Source organism: Aestuariibacter sp. GS-14 (assembly GCF_006494365.1).
In the GTDB taxonomy this organism is placed as follows: Bacteria; Pseudomonadota; Gammaproteobacteria; order Enterobacterales; family Alteromonadaceae; genus Alteromonas; species Alteromonas mangrovi.
In genome coordinates this window covers 572,735-597,339 of sequence record NZ_VHIP01000001.1, presented here as the reverse complement: position 1 = coordinate 597,339, position 24,605 = coordinate 572,735, and the positions used below count along the sequence as shown (strand labels likewise).

The window sequence follows — 24,605 nt, the reverse complement described above, 5'->3', positions numbered from 1 at the left end:
GACATGGATTCTGTTGAACATATTGGTGAAAAAAGGGAGTAATGTGACTGTCACAAAAATACGGAATGAGAATTTATTTTCGTTCGCCAATTGTACAATTTGTTAACAGGGAATACATTGATAGCGATGTTCTGATAAGGGAAATGTCATGAAAATGAGTTGGTTAAAAACACGTTTGCCGTTTTTTTGTGTGAGTATTGGATTGACGCTTTTCGCTTTTGAGCAAAATGCAGTGGCTCAGGAAGCTGAAGTATCACCTCCTCCTGTTGTTCAGGTTATGGTGCTTGGTGTTCACCATTTTTCCAATCCAGGCTTGGATCTGCATAATGTTAAAGCGGTTAATATGCAGTCTGAAGAAAAGCAGAAAGAACTGGATTTGTTTGTTAAGCAAGTAATGGCATTTAAACCCACCGCTGTCGCCGTGGAAGTTCAGGTTGATTCTGATGATCTTGCCATTTCCGGTTTTTCGACGTTCACCGAAGACGATTTCACGAAACCTGAACATGTCAGCGAGCATATTCAGCTTGGTTATCGTCTGGCGATGAAGGCGGGTATTCCTAAAGTGCTAGGAATAGATGAACAACCAGCAGACGGTGAGCCCGATTATTTTCCGTTTGATAAAGTACAGGACGCCATGACTGAGTTTGGTCAGCTGTCTTTAATGGAGCAAGTGTCTGCCATTATCTCCAGGTTTAACGAGTCACTGGAAAGCAAACAGGTTGAAACGGATGTGACGTCGTTAATGTTATGGCTCAATGATGATGCACTATTTAAGGAACAGCATCAGGCCTACATGTATTTGATGCAAGCAGGTGATTTACATAATCAGGCTGGCGCAGACTTAAACGCTATGTGGTTTTTACGAAATGCTAAGATATTCAGTAAACTGCAAAAGGTAACTGTACCAGGTGATAGGGTTGTACTGATCTTCGGGCATGGACATGGATATTGGTTAAGGGAGTTAGTAAAAGCCTCGCCCCAAATGCAATTGGTAGAACTTCAAACTGTCATTTCTTCAGTACAGTAATCGCACTGTTCTGTTATTGTCCTGTGTTTGGACTGTGTTTGGACACTCACTTCTTTATTAGGAGTGATGCTTCAACGTTGAGCTTACATATTTTCTTTTTGTGACAGTCACTTTAATGACATTGTGACTGTCAGAAGCAAATCACCTCATTTGCGTTATTCTCAATTTGCTGCTGTTCTTCCTTGTGTGCTTCAAAAGTGAGTGTCTAATTTCAAAGGATTTTAAATAGGCAAACAACAAACATATGGGTATGCTTGTGGCAGGAAAAAATAACGATAAAAGGATGTCTTATGAATTCTGCTGTTAAAACTGCTTTAAAACCAATTAGCATTGCACTGTTCAGTGTCGCTTTATCTCCCGTTGCCAGTGCCGTTGACCTTATTAATCTTGGGGATTTTCCGGATTGGTTTAAAACGTCAATGGTAAGAGAAACTAACGTAAGTGAAACTTCGGAGTTTGAACTAACTGCGTTGAGCGCAAAAGGTAAGGTAGTAGGCGTTGTATCGTTGGTGGAACAGGAAGAAGGTTACTGGTATTACAATATTAATGTTGGAACTGCTTCACCGGTAGAGTGTTACGTTTTTACCAGTTTCGATGGGCCTGCCAATTCGATGAATGCAATTATTAAGCATAATTTGCAAGGCGCTGAAGCATTAAATAATAAAAAGCTGTCCGGTCAGTTCAACTATGCAATTGATAGCGGCGTTTCGGGCGCAACTCCTTATTTACAGTTAGATACGTTATATATGTTGGGTGAAGGCGCTGAAAAAGTGTCCGGTGTGATTAAGGCCATGTCGGCTCAAACTGCGCAAAGTCTGCAAATTTGTACCCACAACGAAATTGGTTATCGAGCCACGTTTAAATCAGTTTTTGAGTCATTTGTACAAGCATTTGCGGCTCCACATAAAGATACCACGTTTTTCAGCCCGGTTTATCGCATTACAATCAATGGTATGCCCGTAGGGTTTGGTCGTGAAGTATATGATATCGACAGCGACGGTGATGTTGAAATTAACGAATATAGCGCTTACATCATTCCGGTTGACGCCAGTTCTGTTGCCACATCTGACTCATTGTCAACGTCCTGGAGTCGAGCAGACGGCTCGTTGATAAATGGGCAGGAATACTCAATTGAGAATGGAAAGTTAGCGTCAGAGTTTTCCATTAGTTTTAGTGAGGAATCCTGGCAGGTAGAAGGGCAGCTTCAAGGTAAGCCGGTGAGTGGCAAACTTGAGTATACAGGGTGGTTGTTATCAGGTTTAGGTAGCTACCTGGAAACGGAACTGCTTGCCCAGGCCGACAAAGCATCCGAGCGCTTTCACATGTGGACACCTGAAGCAGATCCCTTGAGTGCTTTAGAAGTTACGTTGAGTAAGATTAAGAGCGCTGATGCTAATTTTAAGCTGGATATGGGGGCGTTGGTTATGGAGTTTCAGGCGAAGGAACTGGGGATTTTTGAACGGGGCACCCTGTCTCGTGGCCCGTTAAAAATGGAACTGGAGTTAATCCATTTACATGGACAGCCTGTTCTGCCATGAAAACGCTAATAGCAATATCTATCGTGTTATATAGCGCCTTGGCGGGCGCGAACTCGGTGCCCTCAATGGCAGTGCTGCCTGTAACATTAGCAACAGAGCAAACATTGCCTCTTGATGATGCAATACAGTTGACATTGCTTAGCAATGGCGCTGATGAACTCGCGCAAAATCTGGCTAAGTGGGCTGGAATTGAAATACTGCAGATCGCAGATAATCAATTAAAAATGACATTGTCTGAACAGGTTTCCTACAAAGGGAATGCAGATATTTCACTGCTGAAAGATAGTTTTGTAATTGATATTAATGAACCCAGTACCAAACAATTTGTTGCTGGATTTATGCAGTGGGTGTCACAACCCTGGCAACTCACAAACATTGCTGGCTATGTAAGCCAATACATCGACAAGCCCAGTTACATACACGGCTTTAATTTTGCGTCTGTCGTTGCTACTGAAAAGAGTGGTGATTGTACTGAATATGCTACGCTGACGACGGCCTTGGCGAGATCGTTAGGTTTACCAGCCAGGCTGGTGATTGGTGCAGTGATAATGGAAGAGACTACTGATGTTTCCGCTTTCGGCCATGCATGGACTGAGGTATTTTTTAATGGCGAATGGCAGATTATCGATGCGGCGATGACGGATGCCACTTCAGCAAGACTTTTTTACCTACCGGTTTCTGCGCTTCGCAATGAGGGCCCGGGATTTGGTATGGGGCTCATGAACATTGTTTCGATAATGCCTGAAAAAATTATAGACGTGAAAAATGCCGGATGATAATGCATCACCGCTATGCAAAGTACGCAAAGTGACAGTACGCAAAGTGACACTCACATTTTTACGCCCATATTATTCTGATTCACTCACGTGAGTATTCCTGATTACAGATTCTGTCAATCTAAATGAAGAAATGTCGCGTAAACTTAGGCATGAATTAAAATAGACAGTGAGTGTCTACTTTCACTTAGGCATGAATTAAAATAGATAGTGAGTGTCTACTTTCACACTCACATTTTTACGCCCATATTATTCTGATTCACTCACGTGAGTATTCCTGATTACAGATTCTGTCAATCTAAATGAAGAAATGTCGCGTAAACTTAGGCATGAATTAAAATAGACAGTGAGTGTCTACTTTAACAGTCTATCTATTCCCTCTCTTTGCCAAAAAGGAGCCGATATTTTGAAGTTTCCAATTCTGAAAGCTTTTGTCTTTTGCTTATGCGGATTGGCCTTAAATACTGTTGCTGAGCCTAAACAAAAAGATTTTCATTTATCTGATCTCAACAACTTTCAGGTAAACGGTGAATTTTTATTAAGTGCAAGTTTGCCAAATGACGCCCAGTTGGCGGTACTAGCGGAGGCGGGTGTCAGGCATGTCGTTGACTTGATTCCGGGGAACCGCACGGATGAAAAGCAAACGGTAGAATCCCTGAATATGCATTACATCAATATTCCAGTTGATTGGAATAATCCAACCCTTGAAGATTTTGAGCGCTATAAATCGGTGTTAGATGAGGCCATGAAAAACAACGAAATGGTGTTTACCCATTGCAAATTGAATTGGCGGGGCTCGGCTTTTACGTATTTATACAGAGTGACGCAAATGAAGGAGAATGAGGCAGTCGCTCGGGCTGATTTAGATGCAATTTGGAAGCCAAACGAAACCTGGCGTGAGTTTATAGCTAACGTTAAGGCGAGTTATTAAGTTAAATGCCACATTAAAATCTCTGCATGAATAATCACTTAACTTACTTAATCGATTTAAAAACTTAAGAAACTTAAAAATTTAGATTCAGATCAAAAAATAATCAGGAATTACTGCTAAGCTTTAAAGTGACCCTACACAAATGTGCTTCCGAAAGTTGTACGAGAAACACGTAACTCCCCGGAGACAAAGTATGTCCTTAAGAGCTTTTCCAACAACAAAGCCAGTTCCAACACAGGCTGAAAATGCACTCAAAATTGATAAAGGGCATTTGTGGCTTCACTGTTTTAGAACCTGTAGTGAATGCAATGAAATATCGGCCGATTTAACACAGTATGTGTTCCGGGATGGCAGTTCTTTGGTATTGGATTCCAGCCATGATTTTCCGATTGTTGTAGACCGCAATAGTGTGATTCGTGAAGTGCAACGGCGCCGTTCGTTGTAATCTGCTCAATACGTAACATCAAGCCTCATTTGTGACCGTAAATGAGGCTTTTTTGTTTTACAAATAAAATTGGTTACATCATTTACATTGACCGTTTAAGCCTGCTTGTCTAATCCCAAATAAAGCGTTATGCCGTTTGGCAAAATTCTAAGAATGTCCATACTTATAGCATTGTAACTGATTTGTTAATTGTGAGGGGTGGCTATGTCACTTTCGATAAAACAAAAGTTATTGCTATTGTCGCTGGTGCCTGTAGTTGTATTGGGCGTGGTGTTAACTGCCTTTACTGTCTTTCAGGTAAATACTCTGGCTCAAACCCGGGTTGAAAGTAGCAAGTCATTATTAACAGATGATCGCGAACATGAAGCGAAATCGCTAGTGGAGATTGCGGTAAGTCTGGTAAAGCCGATATACGACGCCGGAGGGAGCCGAGATGAAGCTGTTGAGCTTTTGAGTCGATTTTCTTACGGCCAGTCGGGCTATTTTTTCGGCTACGATAATAACGGTATAAGGGTTTTTAATGGCAGTAACCCTGCTGGAGTCGGCAATAGTTATTGGGATCTTAAGGATAGTAACGGCATTTACCTTATTCGCGAGTTGGTAAAAGCGGGTAAACTGAATAAATTTGCTGAAGGTGGTAATTATGTTACCTACTACTTTCCAAAACCTGGTGACAGTACGCCATATCCTAAACTGTCTTATTCAGCCTATTTTCCTGATTGGGATTTGATGATTGGAACCGGTTTCTATATCGACGAAGTAGAGCGGCATCTTATTGGAATAGAAGAAGATGTTCGGGATTCGAGAAATAGTTTGGTTACTTTGCTAGTGGCTACCTGTGTTGTGCTGGTTGCGATAGTCTTTTTTGCGGGGCTATTTGTTCGACGTAGCATCAGTAAGCCCTTGGATCAAATTACCCACTCCGTTCGGTTGTTGTCTGAAGGCAATGGTGATTTAACCAGAAAGGTAAACGTTGATGATCAATTTGAAATAGGTTTATTGGCAAGATACGTAAATCAGCTATTGGCAAATCTACACAGCATGATGTGTATGATTAGAGATGTAACAAACGATATAAAAGACGAAACCGGTAAACTTGAACATCGGGCGTCCCGTCTTGATAACATCGCGGCGCAGCAGCAAGGTAACACGGATCAAATTGCTGCAGCAATAACACAATTATCAGCCTCATCATTAAATGTAACGCAGAGTGCTGATGCTGCAGCCGAGGCTGCCCAGGAAGCAGAGAAGCAGGGTGATATTGCCGACAAAACTGTTCTCGAAAGCGTGAACAGCATGAATGAATTAGTAGATGAAATTAGCCGGGCAAGCGGGGTTGTGAAGCGGGTAGGGGGGGATGTGGATGCGATTGTAAGCCTGCTTCAAGTAATTGAAAATATTGCAGCTCAAACAAATTTACTCGCATTAAATGCTGCAATTGAGGCGGCTCGGGCTGGGGAGCAAGGGCGTGGATTTGCGGTGGTTGCCGATGAAGTGCGAAGTCTTGCGAGCAAAACACAATCCAGTACCGAGCAAATTCAGGATATGATTCAACGACTGCAAAGTGGCTCTCAGTCTGCACTCACCACAATGGAAGCGAGTATTGATAAAAGTCAGGAAACCCAGCGCAAAGTTGAGGCAACGAGAGAGGCGTTAATAGCTATAGCGAATGCCACTCAAACTATTAACCAAATGAATGCAGAAATTGCCACAGCAGCTCAGGAGCAAAGTCAGGTATCAGGTGATATTAGCGTTAAAGTAAATGAAGTTAACGAGCAAACTGGCCAACTGGCCAACTCGTCTGCTGAGAATAAACAGGCTTGCTATGTGATGAATGACAAAACCCGACATCTCGAATCCTTGGTTGGGCAATTTCGATTGTAAAAGCTGAGGGCTGGAGGTTTAGATGGTGCTTTAGAGATGGCGGGTGCTTTAGACACTCACTTTTGATGGTAGCAAACGAGACAGCCACATTAATTAGTGGTGCCGAAGGAGACAGTAACATTAATTAGCGCCGTTGAGCTATTAAACATCCTTTGGTTCAGCAGTAATTCTTTCTGAAAATAGGCATGCTTTAGCAAAAGGAGAGATGCTATGCCTAAGCCGAGAAAGGAACTGATTAGCCTGTCAGAAACATCTTATTATCATTGTATATCCCGATGCGTGCGTCGTGCCTATTTGTGCGGAAAAGATAGGCACTCCGGATAGTCTTACGAACATCGAAGAGGATGGGTGGAAAAGCGTCTACTCTTATTGGCAAAAGCTTTTGCCATCGATGTGTGTTCCTATGCTGTAATGAGCAATCATACACATGTTGTCCTCAGAGTGAATAAGGATGAGGCTTTACAGTGGAGTAACCTGGAAGTAATGCAAAGATGGTTGTCTATGCACAAAGGCACAGTGCTTTGCAGGGCTTATGTGGATTCGGAGCAACGGCAGCTGTTGTCAGATGCAGAGCTAATCACAGTTGAGTCAATGATAAAAATCTACAGAAAGAGATTGTTCGATGTAAGCTGGTTTATGCGGTTGTTAAATGAATTTATCGCTAAAAAAGCGAATCGTGAAGACAATTGTACGGGGCGGTTTTGGGAAGGGCGATTCAAATCCCAGGCAATATTGGACGAAGCAGCGCTCATCGCCTGTATGGCTTATGTTGATTTAAATCCAATTCGCGCCGGAATCACTAGTAGTTTAAATACTTCAATGTATACAAGCATTTACTTACGTATAAATAATTCTGACAGGAGGAAAATATCTGCCAATTTAGTCGCATTCAAATCAAAGGCTGCCAAAGTTGATGAACTGCCAATTTCTTTTCAAGAATATTTGGAATTTTTAACTGACTTGTCATCTAAATCCAGCAACATTAAACCCATTCGTCAAGCGCAGGTAAAATGCAAAGTACTTAATAAATTGAGAATAAATCAGTGGTCTGATGCAATCTCAAATATTGAGGCAAGAGCGAGTGCAAAGTTAAGCTTGCATCAATTCATTAATAGTTATGGTGGCAATGAGCCCGCTTAGTTTTCCTGTGGGAAGCTTTTGTTATTTGAGAATTCCCAATTATATAAAACGGTTTATATAAAAACTGCGACGGATAGATGCCGTCAGGTCGTCGATTATGGCATGATAGCCCAAACTATAATCACAAATGACGACATCACATGAAAAACCTTTTAAGTTCTATAATAATGGCTTTGGCGGTAACTGCATGTTCACCCCAGAAAGCTTCACAAACGCCTACGGATAGTATCAAAACCACAGAATCAGCAGAAATTAAATCGGGAGTGGATTACCATTCTTTTGCAAATCCTCACGAAGTTAAAGTGACTCACCTGGACTTAAATTTAACCGCGGATTTCGAAGCGAAGCGATTAAAGGGTTTTGTGACACTCACTTTCCAAAAAATTGCTGTAAACGCTAATGAGTTAGTACTTGATACAAGAGAGCTCGCTATTCAATCTGTTACATCTGAAGGCCAGCCTTTACAGTATACCTTGGATGCTGCAGATCCTGAGCTGGGTGCTGCACTGAGAATTCAACTACCTGAACAATCTGATAAAGTGACTGTCACTTACGAGACTTCACCACAAGCATCGGGTGTACAGTGGTTAACACCTGCTCAAACTGCAGGCAAACAACATCCGTTTTTATTTACCCAGGCACAGGCGGTGCATGCGAGAAGTTTTATTCCGCTTCAGGATTCTCCTAAAGTGCGTGTCACTTACACAGCAAAAATCAAAACGCCAGATGAGCTGTTAGCTGTGATGAGTGCATCAAATGATCCCGATACACCCAGAGATGGAGAGTACGACTTTAATATGCCTCAGCCAATCCCGTCGTATTTGATTGCACTGGCCATAGGAGATTTAAAGTTTAAGGCTATGGGTTCCAGAACGGGAGTGTATGCAGAACCTGCGCTACTCGAAGCTGCTGCGGAAGAATTTGCCGACACGGAAAGCATGCTGGAAGTCACTGAGAGTACATTTGGTGCTTACAGTTGGGATCGTTATGATTTATTAATTTTACCGCCATCATTTCCATTTGGTGGAATGGAAAACCCAAGGCTTTCCTTTATTACTCCTACTGTTATTGCTGGAGATAAGAGCCTTGTCTCATTAATCGCTCACGAGCTTGCACACAGTTGGTCTGGGAACACAGTGACCAATGCGACATGGAGAGACCTATGGCTGAATGAGGGGTTCACAACCTATTTAACATACAGAATCATGGAAATGGTATATGGGCATGACAGATACCGCAAAGAAGCTGTGCTGGGATATCAGGACCTGACGGCCGATATTGATGCGTTACCAGCAAATGATGAAGTTCTTGCAATTGACTTACGTGGGCGGAATCCTGACGATGTATTTTCGGATATTCCTTATGAAAAAGGCGCGCTGTTCCTGAGAGAATTAGAGCAAACTGTAGGGAGAGCGGAGTTCGATAAATTCCTGGTAGAATATTTCCAGAAGTTTGCATTTAAGAGCATCACAACAGATGAGTTTGTTACCTATCTGGAAGGCTCGTTACTTGTTGAATATGCTGATAAGCTTGATAAAGCGCGCATACACGAATGGATCTTTAACCCCGGTATTCCAGATGGCGCCCCGGTGCCAACCTCTGATGCCTTTACAAAGATTGATCAGGCGAGAGCCAATTTTCTATCTGGTGAAGTGCTCGCCAGCAGCATTCAAACTCAAAGTTGGACGGTGCACGAGTGGTTATATTTTTTGAATAATATGCCTGAAACGTTAACCGTTGAGCAATTGAACGCATTAGATGAGGCTTTCAATTTAACCAAGTCATCAAATAACGAAATAGCCCACAGCTGGTTAATGATTGCGGTTAAAAACCAGTATCAGCCAGCGTACGCCCGTCTTTATAACTATCTGGTTAGCATTGGCCGAAACAAATTGGTTAAGCCATTGTATCAGGAGTTATCTAAAACAGCGGAAGGGAAAGCGTTCGCGAAAAAGGCATTTGAGGAAGCGAAGCCAGGTTATCACCCACTTACAGTTCGAGCCAACGAAGGTTTTGTTCAGTAGCCATTTGTTAAATTAGACACTCACTCGACCGGCCAACGCCGGTCGTTTTATATTTGAATCACAACTACGTAGAAATTGCATTTTGATATATCAGTGCGCTGGCCGCAGTGTTAATGTTTGCATTAACAAAAATCCAACAAAGGAATTGTATGCGACGGTTCTTTATTTGCACACCAACCACATCTAAATGGGTGTTTCTGTCATTTTTTCTGTTTACCAGCAATACATTTGCAGATGTTATTGTAAAACCAATGGGGCTTTACGAAGGTAAAATCCCTGGTTCTATTAAATCGGATAATCCGGGTACGATATTCAGAGAAAGTCCTGGTGATAAATTTATTACAGCCGTATCGTCTCCGTCATTAACTGCGTACTTACCTGAATCTATGGAATCCCTGGCTCCTGCGGTGATAATTTGTCCGGGAGGCGGGTATTTCGGACTGTCTTCGATAAAGGAAGGTGAAGAGGTCGCCCGGCGGTTTGCGTCTAATGGTATAGCCGCATTTGTGCTGTTCTATCGAATGCCCAGTGCCGAAACAATGGATATTCCTAACGAAGGACCTCTTCAGGATTTGCAACAAGCGATTAGTACCGTCCACGCTTTGGCAAAAAGTATGTCGGTTGATCCGAATAAAATCGGAGTAATGGGCTTTTCTGCAGGGGGGCACTTAGCTGCAACCTCGGCTACGTTGTTTTCATCACCTGTTTTAGACACTCACAAACAAACAGTCAGACCTGCATTCCAAATACTGATCTATCCGGTTATCAGTATGAATGACGCGCTAACGCACGAAGGTTCGCGTAATCTGCTGTTGGGGAATATTTCTGATTCAGAGACACGCACTGAATTAATAACGCATTTCTCCAATGAGAAAAATGTGACACTCACAACACCGCCAGCTTACTTGGTTCATGCAACAGATGATGAAGTGGTTGTAGTAGAAAATACGTTGCAATACTTTGATGCGTTAAGGGCAAATAAAGTGAGTGTCCAAATGTTGATTGTGCCTGATGGGGGCCATGGATTTGGTATGCGACATCGCGTTGACTGGTTCTCAGATGTGCTCGATTGGGTAAAACACCAGTAACCGTTATCTTAATGTAAGGGCGGGTAAAGATTAGTTAAATTAATGAAACACTCAACAAATAAGCGCTCTATCAGAGGTGCTTACTTTGAATTTGAGTGTTTCAATAATGATTATTTCTCACAAATACCGTTTTATTTTTATTAAAACCCGCAAAACTGCCGGGACCAGTATTGAGGTGATGCTTTCGTCACTATGCGATGAAAGCGATGTTTGCACACCCATATATCCTCCTGAAATTGGTCATGTTTCTCGAAACTATAAAGGGCGATGGAGTCTTGGAAATGAAATTTCCCGGCAACGAAATGGCTTGAATCTAAAATCTGCAACTGATTGGCTGAAGTCCCGCCCTTTCCGTAACCACTCAAGTGCCGAAGATGTGAAGAGCAGAGTGAGTGTCTCAATTTGGAACTCTTACACCAAATTCTGTGTCGACCGCAATCCGTGGGACAAAACCCTGTCACACTTTCACATGTGTAAGCAACGCTCAAACCCACCAAAGAGTTTTACGGAGTATTTATCAGCTAAGGAACTGTGTCTGAACTATCCGCTTTACAGCGACAGGCATGGGAAAGTGCTGGTGGACCGGGTACTGAGATATGAAAATTTAGAGTCAGAGCTATTTGCGCTATTAGACGAATTAGGTGTACCGCACTTGGGAGCGCTGCAGGTAAACGCTAAAGGAAATTATCGCAAGGACAGGCGCCACTACCGCGAAGTATACAGCGACAAACAAAGGGCAATTGTTGAGCAGGAGTTTGCCCCGGAAATTGCACTATTGGGTTATCAGTTTTAGACGAACGGACGGTATTTCGGTTCAGTTTACACATTACAACAGTTCGTTACACTTTATTGAGTCACCAAAAAAGCGTGGAAATGGTATTATCGCGAGCTTTATAAAAACCAAAACATATTTCACCTTTCGACAGTGGAGACAAAACATGAAGCGACTATTGGCGTGGGCCAGTAGTGCGTTACTGTTGCTTGCAACAAACGCATTGGCCAAGGACGTTGAGTATCGTTTGCCATCCGGCATTCAGCCAACTTTTCAACAGATTCATCTGAATATCGATCCTGACACACCTACCTACAGCGGTGAAACGGTAATTAATATTGATGTAACTCAATCTACCAATCGAATTGGCTTTTATCAGTTGGATCTAACAGTTGATAGTGCGGAACTGATCAATAACCAAAGTATGATCCCTCTTGCTGTAGAAAAAGGGGATTACGACATAAACTGGGCAGTGGCATCTGAGGCTATTCCTGCTGGCAGCTATGCGCTAAAGATTCAGTTTAACGGCAAGGTGAATACCTCTTCTGATGGCATGTATTTGTCGGCTTTTGAAAATAGAAACTACATATTCACCCAGTTTGAAGATATGCATGCACGTCGTGCCTTTCCGAGCTTCGATGAGCCGAGCTTCAAAATCGCCTATCAAATGACAATAACTTCACCTGAACATCAGGTAGTTGTATCGAATACTCCGGTTGAAAAACATGAGGTCAAAGACGGTATGCAAACTGTTACCTTCATGAAAACCAAGCCTATGCCAACTTACCTTATAGCTTACACGGTGGGGCCGTTCGATAGCGTTGAATTGAGTGGCTTGAAAGTGCCGGGCAAGATTTATGTGCCGAAAGGCTACGCGGACAAAACCAAGTTTGTTGTTAAGCATACTCCTGAGATTTTAACCGCGCTGGAAGATTTCTTCGGTATTGAATACCCCTACCGAAAACTGGATTTTGTTGCCGTACCTAACTTTACACACGGTGCAATGGAAAATGCCGGTCTTATTACTTATCGCGATAGCTTGTTGCTGCTAGAAGACGAACCCGGACTAGCTGAGCGCTCCGGTCCGCTTAATGTAATAGCACACGAGCTTGCACACCAGTGGTACGGCAACCTGGTTACTATGGCCTGGTGGGATGATTTGTGGTTAAACGAGGCATTTGCGTCGTGGATGGCAAGTTATGTGATGATGGAACTGTATCCGGAACTTAATTTCCGTGACCGAATCATTCAGGAAGGTGCTTTTGGGGCAGATGCCAGCCCAACAGTGAAACCAGTGAAAAAAGTAGTACGCAGCCAGCCCGACGTAATGGACGGACTGGGCCTGAACTATTCAAAAGGTGAATCAATTCTGCAAATGATTGAGTCGCTGATTGGCACCGATAATTTCCGAACAGGTATTCGCGCTTACATGAAAAAGCATGCCTGGGGTAACACACAAGCCGATGATTTGTGGGCGGCGCTGGACAAAGTATCTGACTTCAACTTAAGCGCAATGATGAAAGCGTATCTGGAACAACCTGGATATCCTTTGATTGAGGTGGCAACTGATGGCTCAGTTACGCAGCAACGTTATCATTTTGCAGGCGCCACGGTAGATGCTCAAAACTGGGCGGTACCTTTGAATATCAGCTACAAAAAAGATGGCAAGATTGCTCGTGAAATCGTGTTTGTCGATAAGTCTTCTACTCGTTTGCCTCAGTTAGCGGAAGCTGATTGGGTATTTCCGAACGACAACGCAACGGGCTATTTCCGTTGGTCAATTCCGGAAAGTCAGCTGGATAACTTACTGGCTGACCTAAACGTGTTGAACAATCGCGAAAAGAAAAACGTACTGTATAACATGCAAGCTCTGTTGAATGCTGGCAAAGTGGGTATCGACAGCGTGATGAAAGTACTGAACGCATTGGCTCAGGACGACGATCCGGTGGTGATCAGAGCGTCAGTTGGCACGCTAAGTGAATTCTTGTATCTGGTAAATGACGACAATGAGGATGCTTTTGCTGCTCTGCTGAACAACAAATACATGCCTTTGTTGGATAAACTGACTCTCACTCAGGGTGATAACGACGAAGAAAGTGTTATTCGTTTAAGAAATCAGCTTTATTCACTGTTAGGGCATCACAGCAAAAACGCAGCGCTTATCGAAAAGAGTGAAGCGTTAGCTAAGCAATATCTTGCTGATACTACCAGGATCCCAAGCGGTATTGCTGGCACTGCACTTAGCGTAACGACAGAACAAAAAGGGAAAACAGAGTGGTTTGACACTATCCTGGCCACTTTCCGGGCAAGTCATTTACCTAACGTGAAAAATACATTGTTGTATTCGATGAGTTTTGACGACGAGAAATCAGTGAATAAACTGCTTGATTTGGCACTGAGTAGCGATGTAACACCAGCCAATACTGTTTATATGGTGGTAACGGTAGCTCGTAATCTGGATGATCAAACACTTGTATATAAGTGGTTGAAAGCCAATACAGATGCGCTGGTTGCCAAAATGCCCGCCTATCATGTTTCACGCATGCCAGAATTTGTATCTACGACTTGTGATACTAATAATCTGGCAATGGCGATTGAGTTTTATGGCCCATTGAAAGACAAGTTTGAAGGTATGGCACGCAGTTACGACATTATGATGGATGAATCAAATCAGTGTCTGCGTTTGAAAAATACTTATCAGGCTGATTTCGACGCCTTCCTCGCCGCACAATAATAAATGATACTATAAACGTTAAAGGCACCGATAATGGTGCCTTTTTTATTGGTTCTTCAGGTGACAGTCACTTTCTTTTATTTTCGACAAAGTGACAGTCACATTGAGGTCTCCATTGTGGTCTATCTATTCCTGGGATACCGCAAATTATTCAGATTCAATTTCAGCTTTAGGCTGAGTGAAAATCAAAATATCAACTAAGCGTTTTACCACTGGCGACACCAGCAAAATCGTAGGAAATGCAATCGTAAAGGTCATCGGCCAGGTTGTCAGCCAACGAGTGAGTGTCTCTGTGTTTGCGCCTACGTTAACAAGCAATACTGCTAAAGACATAATCCCTGACATGAATAATGCCATGAAAAAGGAGAATGTTAATTGGGCATATCGGCTATTGATCATCGTTTGTTCTCCTATAAGCAGATTAATTTACCAACGAGTCTATTGTAATGGATTGCGTTTATGTTAAATATGTCTTATATGCCAATTTAAAATTGCAAAAATGAAATCATGCTTGATGATATTGCGTTATTCGTAGAAGTGGTTAATCGTGGAAGTCTGGCAACTGCAGCGAAGCAATTGAAATTGCCAGCTGCAACGGTAACACGCAGGATTCAACGATTAGAGGAGCGCCTGGGAGTGAAGTTGATGCATCGCTCCGCAAGAAAGTTAGTGCTTACTCATGATGGAGATGTGTATTTCCAAACTTACGCAGAATTAGTCCAGCAATTTAATCAGGCGCAGCAGATTTTGGGGCAGGAGAGTAAACAGCTTTCAGGCAAAGTGAAGGTGCTGGCACCGGTAAATATATCTCATGGTATTTTGAGATCAATGTGGGTGTCTTTTACCAGGGATTATCCTGATATTCAGTTGGATTTGGAGTTGAGCAATCTTCAAATGGATTTAATTGAAGCCCAGGCGGATCTAGCGATAAGAATTGGTAAACAGCCGGATTCCTCATTTTATCAGCGCAGACTCGCTGAACTGGAAACCGTGCTGGTGGCAACGCAAACGTATATCGAAGCGCATGGTGCACCTGAGCATCCGTCGCAACTTATTGAGCACAACCTTATCGGGCTCACCATGCGAAAAAAATGGGTTTTGCACCAGCAGACTACCAGCCAGAGCTATACGCTATACCCTCAGTGGCGCGCTCAAATCAATGACCCGGTGTTTGTGAAATACTTTGTTCTGGATTCTCAGGGAATAGCGTTGGTGCCTCTTACCGAAGTAAAAGCAGAGCTTGATAGTGGAGAAGCGGTAAGAATATTGCCAGACTGGAAGGGCGAAGTTCGGGATATTTTTTTGATTTGGCCGAGCGGTAAGTTAATGTCAAAACGCGCTCAGTGTTTGCGCGATTATATTTTCGAATACATGCACAAGTCTTTGTGATATTGAAATAATGAAATCTAGACACTCACTTTCAACGAAGTAAGTGTCTATTTTATCCTTTATTTGTGAAAAAGTGACTGTCACATCGAAATAGTCACATCGAAATAAAAGTGAGTGTCTAAATTTTAGGGCGGCCAACCCAATACAACACAACATATCCCAGCAAGGCTGACAGGCCTGAGCCTGCGAGTATTCCTACCCTTTCGTCAAAAATGGAGTTAACGCCGGTTTGCTCGAATGCCAAGCCTCCAATAAACAGGCTCATGGTAAATCCAACGCCACATAATACGGCACATCCATAGAGGTGCCTGAAGGTCAGGCCGGCCGGGAGTGATGCAAATCCGCTTTTTACTACCAGCCAGCAACACAGGAATACACCAAGCTGTTTACCTACCACCAGCCCTAAAAAGATACCCCAGGTTACGGGATGAAAAATACCTTCTGGGCTGATATTGGAGAAACTGATCCCCGCATTCGCTAATGCGAAAATGGGGAGGATGGCAAAACTCACCACAGAGTTAAGTTCATGTTCAAGGCGAAGAACAGGTGAATCCTGCGGATCGGTAGGGCTACGCATGGGTATAAATGCAGCTAATAACACACCAGCAAGCGTTGCATGTACACCGGATTTAAGTAACGCGACCCACAATACCATGCCAACAATAATATAACCCGGTAAATCAACCACATTACGGCGGTTCATCAGCCACAGCACGGCAAAACACAATGCAGCAACCATCAGCGCAACTTCGGTAATATTGTCGGTGTAGAACAAGGCAATAATCACAATCGCACCAATATCGTCGATAATGGCCAGGGTAACTAAAAACACTTTTAAGCTGGCTGGTACCCTGCTACCTAACAGAGCCATGATCCCCAGCGCAAACGCAATATCCGTTGCCGCAGGAATTGCCCAGCCAGACATTGCTGAAGGATTTCCCCAGTTGATCGCGACGTAAATGAGTGCGGGCGCCGCCATACCACCAATGGCACCGCTGGTTGGCAGAATTAAATTCCTTGGACTCGATAACTCCCCCTCACACAACTCGCGTTTTAATTCGAGTCCAACATGAAAGAAAAAAATTGCCATTAAGCCGTCGTTTATCCAAAGCAACAACGGTTTGTCGATGCGAAAATCGCCGGCAGCCACGATTACCGGCAATGAAATCAACTTATCGTAATACACATCAAGCGGTGAATTGGCAATGACCAGCGCCAGCGCGGTAGCGGCCATTAAGATGATACCCGCTGACGATTCTCTCTTTAAAAAGTTTTCTACGACGTCGGAAAGCTCGGATAATTTATCCATATGGCAAAGCCTTTTTTTACGTATATATACTAAGTGTAATAGCTTCTGCCAATTTGTTCAGGTAGTTCATCAAAAATTGAAAGTATTCAGGGAATTCCTGGGTCTTCACTTAGAGGATAATAGGGCAAGCACATCATGAATGAATCGCATTTAGCTACTAAAACCAGACGGACCTATATTGTCATCACGTTGCTTGGCAGCATGTTGGCGTTAAGTGTGTATGCACTGGCGCAAGCCGTGCAGGAAACTGCTATGCGTTTTATGGCCGAGGACCTGGTGCTTTACAGTGAAACACAGCAGGTTGGCCAGTTGCTCAGTGAGCAGGAGCGCATTTTGTATGAGTATTACGCCACTACGGAAGCTGAATTGTATGCCAACAATTACATGCATAATTTCCATCAGCTTACGGATGTGCTTTCACAGGTAAGTAACGATGGCGGTGACAGTCACTCAATTGGTATGGTTAACGCATACCTGCACTCTGCCTATGATACGGCCAAGGCGCTGGATGAAAATCTGGCCGCGGATCAAACTGACTGGGATTTGGCTCGCGAGCAACTTGCCGAAATCAGCGAACTGCGCCGTGCCTCATTGCCGTTGTTGGCAAAAATCGAGACCGAGATTAATGCATCTGTTGCCAAAGGGTATGATGATATTCAACGACTGCTGTCGGTTACTGTGTGGCTCGTCATCGTCTTTTCTGTTGGGGTTGGCGGTATGAGCATTTATTTAGGACGCCATGCGGCAAGGTTTATTTTGCTGAGTTCTGAAAATGAAAAGTTGGCGTTATTTCCCAAACGCAACCCCAATCCGGTTATACGACTCGATGCCAAAGGCCAACTGTTATACGCCAATCCAGCCGCAGCGCCTTTGCTTAGTGAACTGTTTGAGGAGGGAGAACCCCAATCCTCGTCTCCAGCCAATTGGTTAAACAGCTATTTAAAATCCGCTAAGTTTGCGGGGGATGCTTGTTCTCAACACACCTGCAAAATTGCTCAGCGTTATTATTTAATGCAGAGCCACTGGATTTCCGATCACCAGACATTTGATTTGCACCTGCGCGACATTACCGAACGTCAGGAAGCTGAAGAAGCGCTGGCGTTTCAGGCGTATCATCATCCGGTAACGCAAATCGCTAACCGAACATTTTTAGAAAAAATAATTAATGATCACCTGCAACAAAATAAGCGTTTTGCCGCGGTGATGATCGATGTAACAGACTTTAAAGTGCTGAGTGAAAATTACGGTCTGGCAGATGCCCTGTTATGTGTTTATCAGGTAGCAGAGGTGTTACAGGCTAAAACTAACGCGTTGGCGAATAATTTGTCGAAGGATATTCAGCTATTCCATATTGCCGATGCCTGTTTCATGTTAACGGTTGCTCCGGAGTCCCTGGCCACAAAATGCATTGATCATCTGGCTAAACAGTTTGCTAAAGCACTGCAGACTCCCTTGGGTGACATGCGCTTCCATTTAACGTTTGGGGCTACCGTGTACCCCGAGCAGAGCTCAGATTATGCCAGCCTTATGCTGCACTCAAATATTGCGGTGGAATCGGCAATATCCTCTGCCAAACAGGTGCATTACTTTAGCAATGACGATGGTGATCGTCATCAGCGTCGTTTAATGATTACTCAGCGGTTGGAACAGGCAATTGGCGCGGGGGCGTTAACGTTATATTTCCAGCCCAAACAACACCTGGCTCAGGGGCAGGTGAAAAGCTGCGAAAGCCTGTTGCGCTGGTTTGACGAAGGAGAGTTCATTTCTCCCGCTGAGTTTATTCCCATTGCCGAGCGCAGTGGGTTAATACTGCCACTGGGAGAATGGGTATTAGACCAGGCATTTACACAGGTACGTCACTGGCATCAGCAGGGGAAAGATATTCAGGTAGCTATTAACATTTCACCGCGTCAGTTTATGCAGCCTGACTTTGTACAGGGTATTGCGCGAAGGCTCGACAGTTACGGCGTGCCACCCTCGTTAATAGAGCTGGAACTTACCGAAACATCGGTAATGGAAACCGGTACAGCAGCACGCACCGTGTTATCAGCGTTGCGAGATTTGGGCGTGAGCTTATCCATTGATGATTTTGGTACCGGCTATTCATCGTTGGCCTATTTAAGCGGCTTTCCGGTAGATAAAATTAAGATTGATCGTTCGTTTGTGCAGTATATGGATGAACAGCCCGAACAGCAGGCTATTGTACTGACCATTTGCCAACTGGCTAAAAACCTAGGGCTTTCGGTAATCGCTGAAGGAGTGGAAACCGAGTCGCAACGGGAGTTACTGGTGTCGTTTGGGTGCGATTATATTCAGGGATATTGGCTGGCAAAACCGATGCCAGCCAATGAGGTGGAACAGCTGTTTGTGGATTAGTTATTCACTACTGTTGCCAATGAGAAGTCAAATTCGTCCACGTTAATTACCCGCATACGCAGCGCGTCGGCTTCGGCAACTTGTGCTGCTTCAGCTTCCGAAAGTACTCCTTCAGCAAGGGCAATATCGCGAAGTTGAAATATGCTGCCTTTGCGGGGCAGGGTTTTCGCCTTTTGTGCGGCAACTACCTTTTTCACCAGCGGCGCAAGATTGTTAATGGCGGTCATAGCGTCGTTTAGCACACGTACTGCATCGTCTTTTTGTGTCCCTACGTAACACAGTGGAGTCAGGCTGTTGCGGTACGCTTCGTTTGTGCACAGCTCGGTAGCTAAACGGGTTTTTACCTTGTCGTGAACAGCGGTAAAACTGGTACCCCATGGGAATAACAAACGCTTAAGCAATACGCCAACAAGTGGATTTGAGATATGGCGGCAAAAGCCTTTTAGCGCCTCTTCGCAGTTCACCAGACTCTCGCGGATCAGAAAATCAACTAAGGGTTGCTGTTGCGGATTTGCACCTGTTGCATAGAAGTGCTTCAGTACTGCACTGGCCATATACAATTCGCTTAGCACATCTCCCAAACGAGCAGACAACATCTCACGGCGTTTCAGTTCGCCGCCCAGCATCAACATGGCAATGTCTGAGCAGAACGCCAGACCTTTACTGATTCGATGGATTTGTTGCATGTGGCGCTTGTTGGCATCCTGTTTAGGGACACTCACAAAGTGCGCGCCGGTGAGACCGTTGAAGAAGGCGGAAAACGCGTTACCCACCGCAAACTTCACATGCTTGAATAACAATGGTTCAAACTGCGCTAATCCGGTCTGAAAATCGGGTTCGGCTGCGGCCATCATCTCTTCAAATACATAAGGGTGACAACGAGTTGCGCCCTGTCCGAAAATCATCAGGTTGCGGGTTAGTATGTTGGCGCCTTCTACCGTAATCGACACAGGCAGCGCGGTATACAGAGACGCAAGATAGTTATTGGGCCCCATCTGAATACCTTTACCGCCGTGGATGTCCATTGCAATGTTAATGCTCTGGCGTGCAAGCTCTGTCATGTGATATTTAGCAATTGCGGTAACCACTCCCGGCTTTTGCCCCAGATCGATAGCGCCAGCGGTTAACCGTCGGATTGCTTCTGCTTTATAGGCATTTGCAGCAAGCTGTGCCAGGCCTTCCTGTACACCTTCAAATTCATACAATGAACAGCCAAACTGCTGACGGATCGCACTGTATATAGCGGTGGTTTGTGCACTCAAGTGCGCATTACCCGCAGACAGGGCTGGCAGGGAAATACCGCGTCCGGCAGACAAGCACTCGATCAGCATACGCCAACCTTTACCAGCGTAGTCTTTACCCCCAATGATCCAGTCCAGCGGAATGAAAACGTCTTTCCCGCGGGTTGTGCCGTTCATAAAAGCCTGCTCAAGTGGCAAATGACGATTGCCTACTTCTACACCTGGGTGATTGGTAGGTATTAACGCACAGGTAATGCCTATGTTTTTAGTGTCACCCAGTAATCCGTCGGGATCATTAAGCTTAAACGCTAGTCCTAGCACAGTGGCAACTGGGGCAAGCGTGATATACCGTTTTTCCCAATTCAACCGAATGCCCAAGGTGTCTTTGCCTTCAAATTCACCCATGGTGACAACACCCGTATCCGGAATGCCGCCAGCATCAGAACCGGCTTCCGGCCCGGTTAACGCAAAGCAGGGAATATCCTGACCCTTTGCCAGACGTGGCAACCAGTAATCTTTTTGTTCCTGCGTGCCATAGTGGCTCAGTAGTTCGCCCGGACCCAAAGAATTAGGTACCATTACCGTTACCCCAGCGCTCAATGAGCGACTGGCAATTTTAGACACAATGGTTGAGTTGGCTAAGGCTGAGAAGGCTTTGCCGCCATACTCTTTGGGTATGATTAACGAGAAAAAGCCCTTTTCCCGCATGTACTGCCACGCTTCGTCACTGAAGTCCTTACGGTTGTGCACCGCATCAAAGTCATCAATCAGTGACATTAGTTCAGTTACTTCGTTATCGATAAAGTCCTGTTCTTCCTGAGTTAACTCGGGTAACGCCAGCGAGTACAGTTTATGCCAGTCTGGCTGGCCTTTGAATAAATCGGCTTCTAACCAAACCGAACCGGCTTCCATTGCTTCTCTTTCTGTTTGACTGAGCGGCGGTAAAACACGCTTAAACAGCTTGAATGCAGGACCGGTTATCCATTGCTGTCGCAATGAGGAAGACCGAAAAATGAAAACAATAGCAACAACAACGATGATCCAAAAAAGCATTGAGGTTCCTTAATGTGTAGGGGCAATAAATTAATTCGCAGAAATTAAAACAAGTGTTTAAATTTTGCTGAATTTAAACACTTGTTTTAATTTGGGTCAACACCGAAAGCATGCGTAATTTTTTCAGACTAACCCGAAAAATAGCGCTATCGAGCATGAAGACTAGTGGTTTAGTTACGCTTGAGATGGGGAAAATGTATATAAAATCAATGCTATAAATGTTTGGCGCAAACTTTGATTGTAAGTACACAACACACGAAAGTGACAGTCACTTTCGTGCTTCGTGTGTCACATAATCTGCCACACTTGTTGATAGTTTGAGGAGTGAACGTTTATGCCAAATCAACCCTGTATAAGGTCGGATGTAACTGGCCAGTCACATGCACAATTGGCTTCTATTTTTTCTGAATACAACAGTGCCCAAAGTGCAATTGGCGACGTGCTCCAAAAGACAGACTTAACAACGCAACAAATCACTGTTGTTACACCTCATGATGGGCAGTTCAATCGCCTGTTGGAAAGCGAAAGCAAAGCACTGGGTAAGATGATGCTTTATTCGCGCCTCATATTGGGTGGGGCTGGCTTGCTTATTGGCGTGGCCATCGCTTACATGCTGGTAGCGTTTGGGCCGCATTTTGCCCAGGCTCACTCTCTGGGTATCAGTATTGCAGCGATAAGCCCCTGTGTTTTCATTGGCTTATTTGTTGCCGGCTTACTTCGTTTACGTCCCGACGAGACAGAGATAATTGACGTGGTTCGCGAGGCAATTCGAAACAAGCAGTATGCTGTTATCATCAATCTTCGCGACGGGCAGTCGCTTGAAATAATGCGTAAAGTCTTTGCGCAACACAGTGAGCGCGTTGTGCTTTCAAGATCGTAGTCAGGAGATCACCTCAGCGTTGCTTTTCCTGGATGCGTCACTAAGGTATAGTTTGGCTGTGATACTCTGTTACCAAAGGATGATCTTGATATGGCTATTCACGAAATTCGTCACCCGTTGATCCAACATAAAATTGGCCTGATGCGTGAAGCACGGATTAGCAGCAAGGATTTTCGCGAATTGGCGGGTGAAATTGGTAACTTGTTAACCTACGAAGCCACGCGCCACCTTCCCACCGAAACCGTAGAGATTACTGGTTGGACAGGAAAACCCCTTAAAGTACAGAGTATTAAAGGTAAAAAAATTACCATAGTCCCTATTCTTCGCGCCGGACTGGGTATGCTTGATGGGGTACTAAACCTCATTCCCAATGCAAAAATTAGCGTGGTGGGTTTATACCGCGATGAAGAAACCCTGCAGCCGGTAGCTTACTTTGACAAAGTCGTTAAACATATCGATAAACGCACCGCGTTAATTGTTGATCCCATGCTGGCAACTGGTGGCACCTTAATCGCCACCATTGATTTGTTAAAAGCCAAAGGCTGTAAAAACATAATGGGATTGTTTTTAGTGTCTGCTCCGGAAGGGATTAAAGCGGTTGCCGACGCGCATCCGGATGTTGATATTTTTACCGCAGCCATTGACGAGCGACTGAATGAGAAAGGGTATATTCTGCCCGGACTGGGAGATGCCGGAGACAAGATATTTGGCACCCGCTAATTGTGTGTTATTCAGCTAACTTACTGTTCTTAATCTTGTTTTAAATTTAACCAATTGCAAACGCTTTCAATATCGAAAAAGTTAAACGATTTAGCTTTTTAAGATGTTGTTTTATGCTAATATTTTTTTAAAAATAAGTTAAACTTAAATTGATTAAGAAGGTCTACTCTTTGGCAGCCTATCGCTCGAAGTAGGCACAACTATAAAAATTCAAGAACAGTGCAGTTGCTATGAAAAAGCTTACGCTAAAAGATGTCGCCAAAGAATTGGGCGTTTCTACCGCTACGATTTCCAATGCCTTTAACCGGCCTGATCAGCTTTCGGCCGTTAAACGCGCTGAGATCCTGGATGCCTGCAAGAAGATTGGTTACACCGGCCCGAATCGTGCAGCGCAAATATTGCGAAAAGGACAATCCAATATCGTGGCACTTGTTTTGGCGGATAGTCTGGATTACATGGTGACCGATCCGGTTGCCAGTACCTTTATACAGGGTGTGTCACGGGTATTGCGCGAAAATCAAAAGCACCTTTTATTGTATGCCGGAGACTCGGAATCTATTGCCGATGTTGTGGATTTTGTAGATGGGTTTATCTGTTACGGTGCACCGCGAAATCCTGGTTTGTCGCAACAACTCAATCAACAAAGTAAACCTGTGGTTACCGTAGACTTTAACCTTGAGGGGCGTCCGGCAATCAACATCGACAATGAACAGGCCAGCTACGAAATAGCGAAGGCTGCGTTAAGCAAGGGCGACCATGTTGCTATACTGGGCTTGCGACTTATTGATTCTCCCAGCACCTGCCGAATTTATAACAGTCCGCTACTGGATGCTGAATCGTCGATTACCCACCGCCGGTTGGATGGGTATTCACAGGCGTTAAAAGAACTGGATATAAAAGTGGATTCAGACTGGATATGGAATCTGCCGGAAAACGCGGGTGTCTATGCCATTCAGGCCGCTAAAGAAGTGTTATACAGTCAACCGCGTCCAAACGTTATATTGTGTATGAGTGACATTATTGCATTGGAATTACTGCAATGCGCCATGTCGATGGGGATTGATGTACCGGGTGAATTGAAAATCACAGGCTTCGACGGCATAGAAGAAGCATCACGTACACGTCCGTACCTGGCTACCGTATGTCAGTCCAGTGTTGAGAAAGGCATGCAAGCGGCCAGATTGCTATTAAGCGGTGAAAACCAGTCGATGTCACTGCCGTATGAAATCAAATTAGGCGAAACGCTGGGCTAGAGTGAAACGGGTATTTCAATGCCCG

At 44.2% G+C, this 24,605-nt stretch carries 19 protein-coding genes; 16 read left to right on the top strand and 3 right to left on the bottom strand.

Translation table 11 applies throughout. The features are described 5' to 3' along the window. The first annotated feature begins 148 nt into the window (after positions 1-148). From FJ444_RS02555 to FJ444_RS02505, 11 genes are all read left to right on the top strand, one after another. Positions 149-1,027: a DUF5694 domain-containing protein gene (locus tag FJ444_RS02555; protein ID WP_140956335.1), complete on the top strand. Its 879-nt coding sequence runs from the start codon at positions 149-151 to the stop codon at positions 1,025-1,027. A 290-nt stretch (positions 1,028-1,317) separates the two neighbouring features. Further along, on the top strand, positions 1,318-2,565 hold the full coding sequence (locus FJ444_RS02550; protein WP_255438917.1) for a hypothetical protein: 1,248 nt from the start codon (positions 1,318-1,320) through the stop codon (positions 2,563-2,565). A gap of 65 nt (positions 2,566-2,630) precedes the next feature. After that, positions 2,631-3,341: a transglutaminase-like domain-containing protein gene (locus FJ444_RS02545; RefSeq protein ID WP_181405036.1), complete on the top strand. Its 711-nt coding sequence runs from the start codon at positions 2,631-2,633 to the stop codon at positions 3,339-3,341. A 406-nt stretch (positions 3,342-3,747) separates the two neighbouring features. Then, positions 3,748-4,272, top strand: a complete 525-nt coding sequence (locus tag FJ444_RS02540) for a protein tyrosine phosphatase family protein (RefSeq protein WP_181405035.1) — start codon at positions 3,748-3,750, stop codon at positions 4,270-4,272. A gap of 193 nt (positions 4,273-4,465) precedes the next feature. Further along, positions 4,466-4,717 carry a hypothetical protein gene (locus FJ444_RS02535; protein ID WP_140956332.1) on the top strand — a complete coding sequence of 84 codons (252 nt, stop codon included), beginning with the start codon at positions 4,466-4,468 and terminating at the stop codon, positions 4,715-4,717. Between the two features lie 204 nt (positions 4,718-4,921). Further along, positions 4,922-6,601, top strand: a complete 1,680-nt coding sequence (locus FJ444_RS02530) for a methyl-accepting chemotaxis protein (RefSeq protein WP_140956331.1) — start codon at positions 4,922-4,924, stop codon at positions 6,599-6,601. 348 nt (positions 6,602-6,949) lie between these two features. Continuing rightward, complete coding sequence (locus FJ444_RS21765) at positions 6,950-7,741, top strand: transposase (RefSeq protein ID WP_181405034.1); 792 nt, start codon at positions 6,950-6,952, stop codon at positions 7,739-7,741. 140 nt (positions 7,742-7,881) lie between these two features. After that, positions 7,882-9,765 carry a M1 family metallopeptidase gene (locus tag FJ444_RS02520; RefSeq protein WP_140956330.1) on the top strand — a complete coding sequence of 628 codons (1,884 nt, stop codon included), beginning with the start codon at positions 7,882-7,884 and terminating at the stop codon, positions 9,763-9,765. A 149-nt stretch (positions 9,766-9,914) separates the two neighbouring features. Next, positions 9,915-10,853, top strand: a complete 939-nt coding sequence (locus FJ444_RS02515; RefSeq protein WP_181405033.1) for an alpha/beta hydrolase — start codon at positions 9,915-9,917, stop codon at positions 10,851-10,853. Positions 10,854-10,938: 85 nt separating this feature from the next. Further along, on the top strand, positions 10,939-11,646 hold the full coding sequence (locus FJ444_RS02510; protein WP_219993859.1) for a sulfotransferase family 2 domain-containing protein: 708 nt from the start codon (positions 10,939-10,941) through the stop codon (positions 11,644-11,646). 145 nt (positions 11,647-11,791) lie between these two features. Next, positions 11,792-14,359 (top strand): M1 family metallopeptidase, encoded by a 2,568-nt coding sequence (locus tag FJ444_RS02505; RefSeq protein ID WP_140956328.1) that lies wholly within the window; start codon positions 11,792-11,794, stop codon positions 14,357-14,359. Positions 14,360-14,506: 147 nt separating this feature from the next. Here FJ444_RS02505 and FJ444_RS02500 read toward each other — a convergent pair whose 3' ends face one another. Continuing rightward, positions 14,507-14,758 carry a DUF2798 domain-containing protein gene (locus FJ444_RS02500; protein ID WP_140956327.1) on the bottom strand — a complete coding sequence of 84 codons (252 nt, stop codon included), beginning with the start codon at positions 14,756-14,758 and terminating at the stop codon, positions 14,507-14,509. A 108-nt stretch (positions 14,759-14,866) separates the two neighbouring features. On the opposite strand from FJ444_RS02500, the gene FJ444_RS02495 reads away from it, so the two are divergent. Then, on the top strand, positions 14,867-15,748 hold the full coding sequence (locus FJ444_RS02495; RefSeq protein ID WP_140956326.1) for a LysR family transcriptional regulator: 882 nt from the start codon (positions 14,867-14,869) through the stop codon (positions 15,746-15,748). Between the two features lie 118 nt (positions 15,749-15,866). Here FJ444_RS02495 and nhaA read toward each other — a convergent pair whose 3' ends face one another. Then, positions 15,867-17,057, bottom strand: a complete 1,191-nt coding sequence (gene nhaA / locus FJ444_RS02490) for a Na+/H+ antiporter NhaA (protein WP_140956325.1) — start codon at positions 17,055-17,057, stop codon at positions 15,867-15,869. Between the two features lie 135 nt (positions 17,058-17,192). On the opposite strand from nhaA, the gene FJ444_RS02485 reads away from it, so the two are divergent. Next, positions 17,193-19,433, top strand: a complete 2,241-nt coding sequence (locus FJ444_RS02485) for a bifunctional diguanylate cyclase/phosphodiesterase (protein ID WP_140956324.1) — start codon at positions 17,193-17,195, stop codon at positions 19,431-19,433. On the opposite strand, the gene FJ444_RS02480 is transcribed toward FJ444_RS02485, so the two are convergent. Beyond that, positions 19,430-21,727 (bottom strand): acyl-CoA dehydrogenase, encoded by a 2,298-nt coding sequence (locus tag FJ444_RS02480; protein WP_140956323.1) that lies wholly within the window; start codon positions 21,725-21,727, stop codon positions 19,430-19,432. The genes FJ444_RS02485 and FJ444_RS02480 overlap by 4 nt on opposite strands. A gap of 334 nt (positions 21,728-22,061) precedes the next feature. Here FJ444_RS02480 and FJ444_RS02475 point away from each other — a divergent pair, with 334 nt between their 5' ends. The 3 genes from FJ444_RS02475 to FJ444_RS02465 all read left to right on the top strand — a co-directional run bounded on the left by FJ444_RS02475 (position 22,062) and on the right by FJ444_RS02465 (position 24,580). Beyond that, a complete protein-coding gene (locus FJ444_RS02475) occupies positions 22,062-22,607 on the top strand; it encodes a hypothetical protein (protein WP_140956322.1) in 546 nt (181 codons plus the stop codon). 90 nt (positions 22,608-22,697) lie between these two features. Continuing rightward, the gene (gene upp / locus FJ444_RS02470; RefSeq protein ID WP_140956321.1) at positions 22,698-23,327 is read left to right on the top strand and encodes a uracil phosphoribosyltransferase; all 630 of its coding nucleotides are present in this window, start codon (positions 22,698-22,700) and stop codon (positions 23,325-23,327) included. Positions 23,328-23,557: 230 nt separating this feature from the next. Next, positions 23,558-24,580, top strand: a complete 1,023-nt coding sequence (locus tag FJ444_RS02465) for a LacI family DNA-binding transcriptional regulator (RefSeq protein ID WP_140956320.1) — start codon at positions 23,558-23,560, stop codon at positions 24,578-24,580. The last annotated feature ends 25 nt before the right edge of the window (positions 24,581-24,605 follow it).

Bases quoted from the DNA above. Each gene is read 5' to 3' on its own strand.
- FJ444_RS02515 (WP_181405033.1), top strand. From the start codon at position 9,915: ATGCGACGGTTCTTTATTTGCACACCAACCACATCTAAATGGGTGTTT.
- FJ444_RS02495 (WP_140956326.1), top strand. From the start codon at position 14,867: ATGCTTGATGATATTGCGTTATTCGTAGAAGTGGTTAATCGTGGAAGT.
- upp (WP_140956321.1), top strand. From the start codon at position 22,698: ATGGCTATTCACGAAATTCGTCACCCGTTGATCCAACATAAAATTGGC.
- FJ444_RS02475 (WP_140956322.1), top strand. From the start codon at position 22,062: ATGCCAAATCAACCCTGTATAAGGTCGGATGTAACTGGCCAGTCACAT.
- FJ444_RS02520 (WP_140956330.1), top strand. From the start codon at position 7,882: ATGAAAAACCTTTTAAGTTCTATAATAATGGCTTTGGCGGTAACTGCA.
- FJ444_RS02545 (WP_181405036.1), top strand. From the start codon at position 2,631: ATGGCAGTGCTGCCTGTAACATTAGCAACAGAGCAAACATTGCCTCTT.
- FJ444_RS02550 (WP_255438917.1), top strand. From the start codon at position 1,318: ATGAATTCTGCTGTTAAAACTGCTTTAAAACCAATTAGCATTGCACTG.
- FJ444_RS02530 (WP_140956331.1), top strand. From the start codon at position 4,922: ATGTCACTTTCGATAAAACAAAAGTTATTGCTATTGTCGCTGGTGCCT.
- FJ444_RS02555 (WP_140956335.1), top strand. From the start codon at position 149: ATGAAAATGAGTTGGTTAAAAACACGTTTGCCGTTTTTTTGTGTGAGT.
- FJ444_RS02480 (WP_140956323.1), bottom strand. From the start codon at position 21,727: ATGCTTTTTTGGATCATCGTTGTTGTTGCTATTGTTTTCATTTTTCGG.
- FJ444_RS02505 (WP_140956328.1), top strand. From the start codon at position 11,792: ATGAAGCGACTATTGGCGTGGGCCAGTAGTGCGTTACTGTTGCTTGCA.
- FJ444_RS02465 (WP_140956320.1), top strand. From the start codon at position 23,558: ATGAAAAAGCTTACGCTAAAAGATGTCGCCAAAGAATTGGGCGTTTCT.
- nhaA (WP_140956325.1), bottom strand. From the start codon at position 17,057: ATGGATAAATTATCCGAGCTTTCCGACGTCGTAGAAAACTTTTTAAAG.
- FJ444_RS02485 (WP_140956324.1), top strand. From the start codon at position 17,193: ATGAATGAATCGCATTTAGCTACTAAAACCAGACGGACCTATATTGTC.
- FJ444_RS02535 (WP_140956332.1), top strand. From the start codon at position 4,466: ATGTCCTTAAGAGCTTTTCCAACAACAAAGCCAGTTCCAACACAGGCT.
- FJ444_RS02500 (WP_140956327.1), bottom strand. From the start codon at position 14,758: ATGATCAATAGCCGATATGCCCAATTAACATTCTCCTTTTTCATGGCA.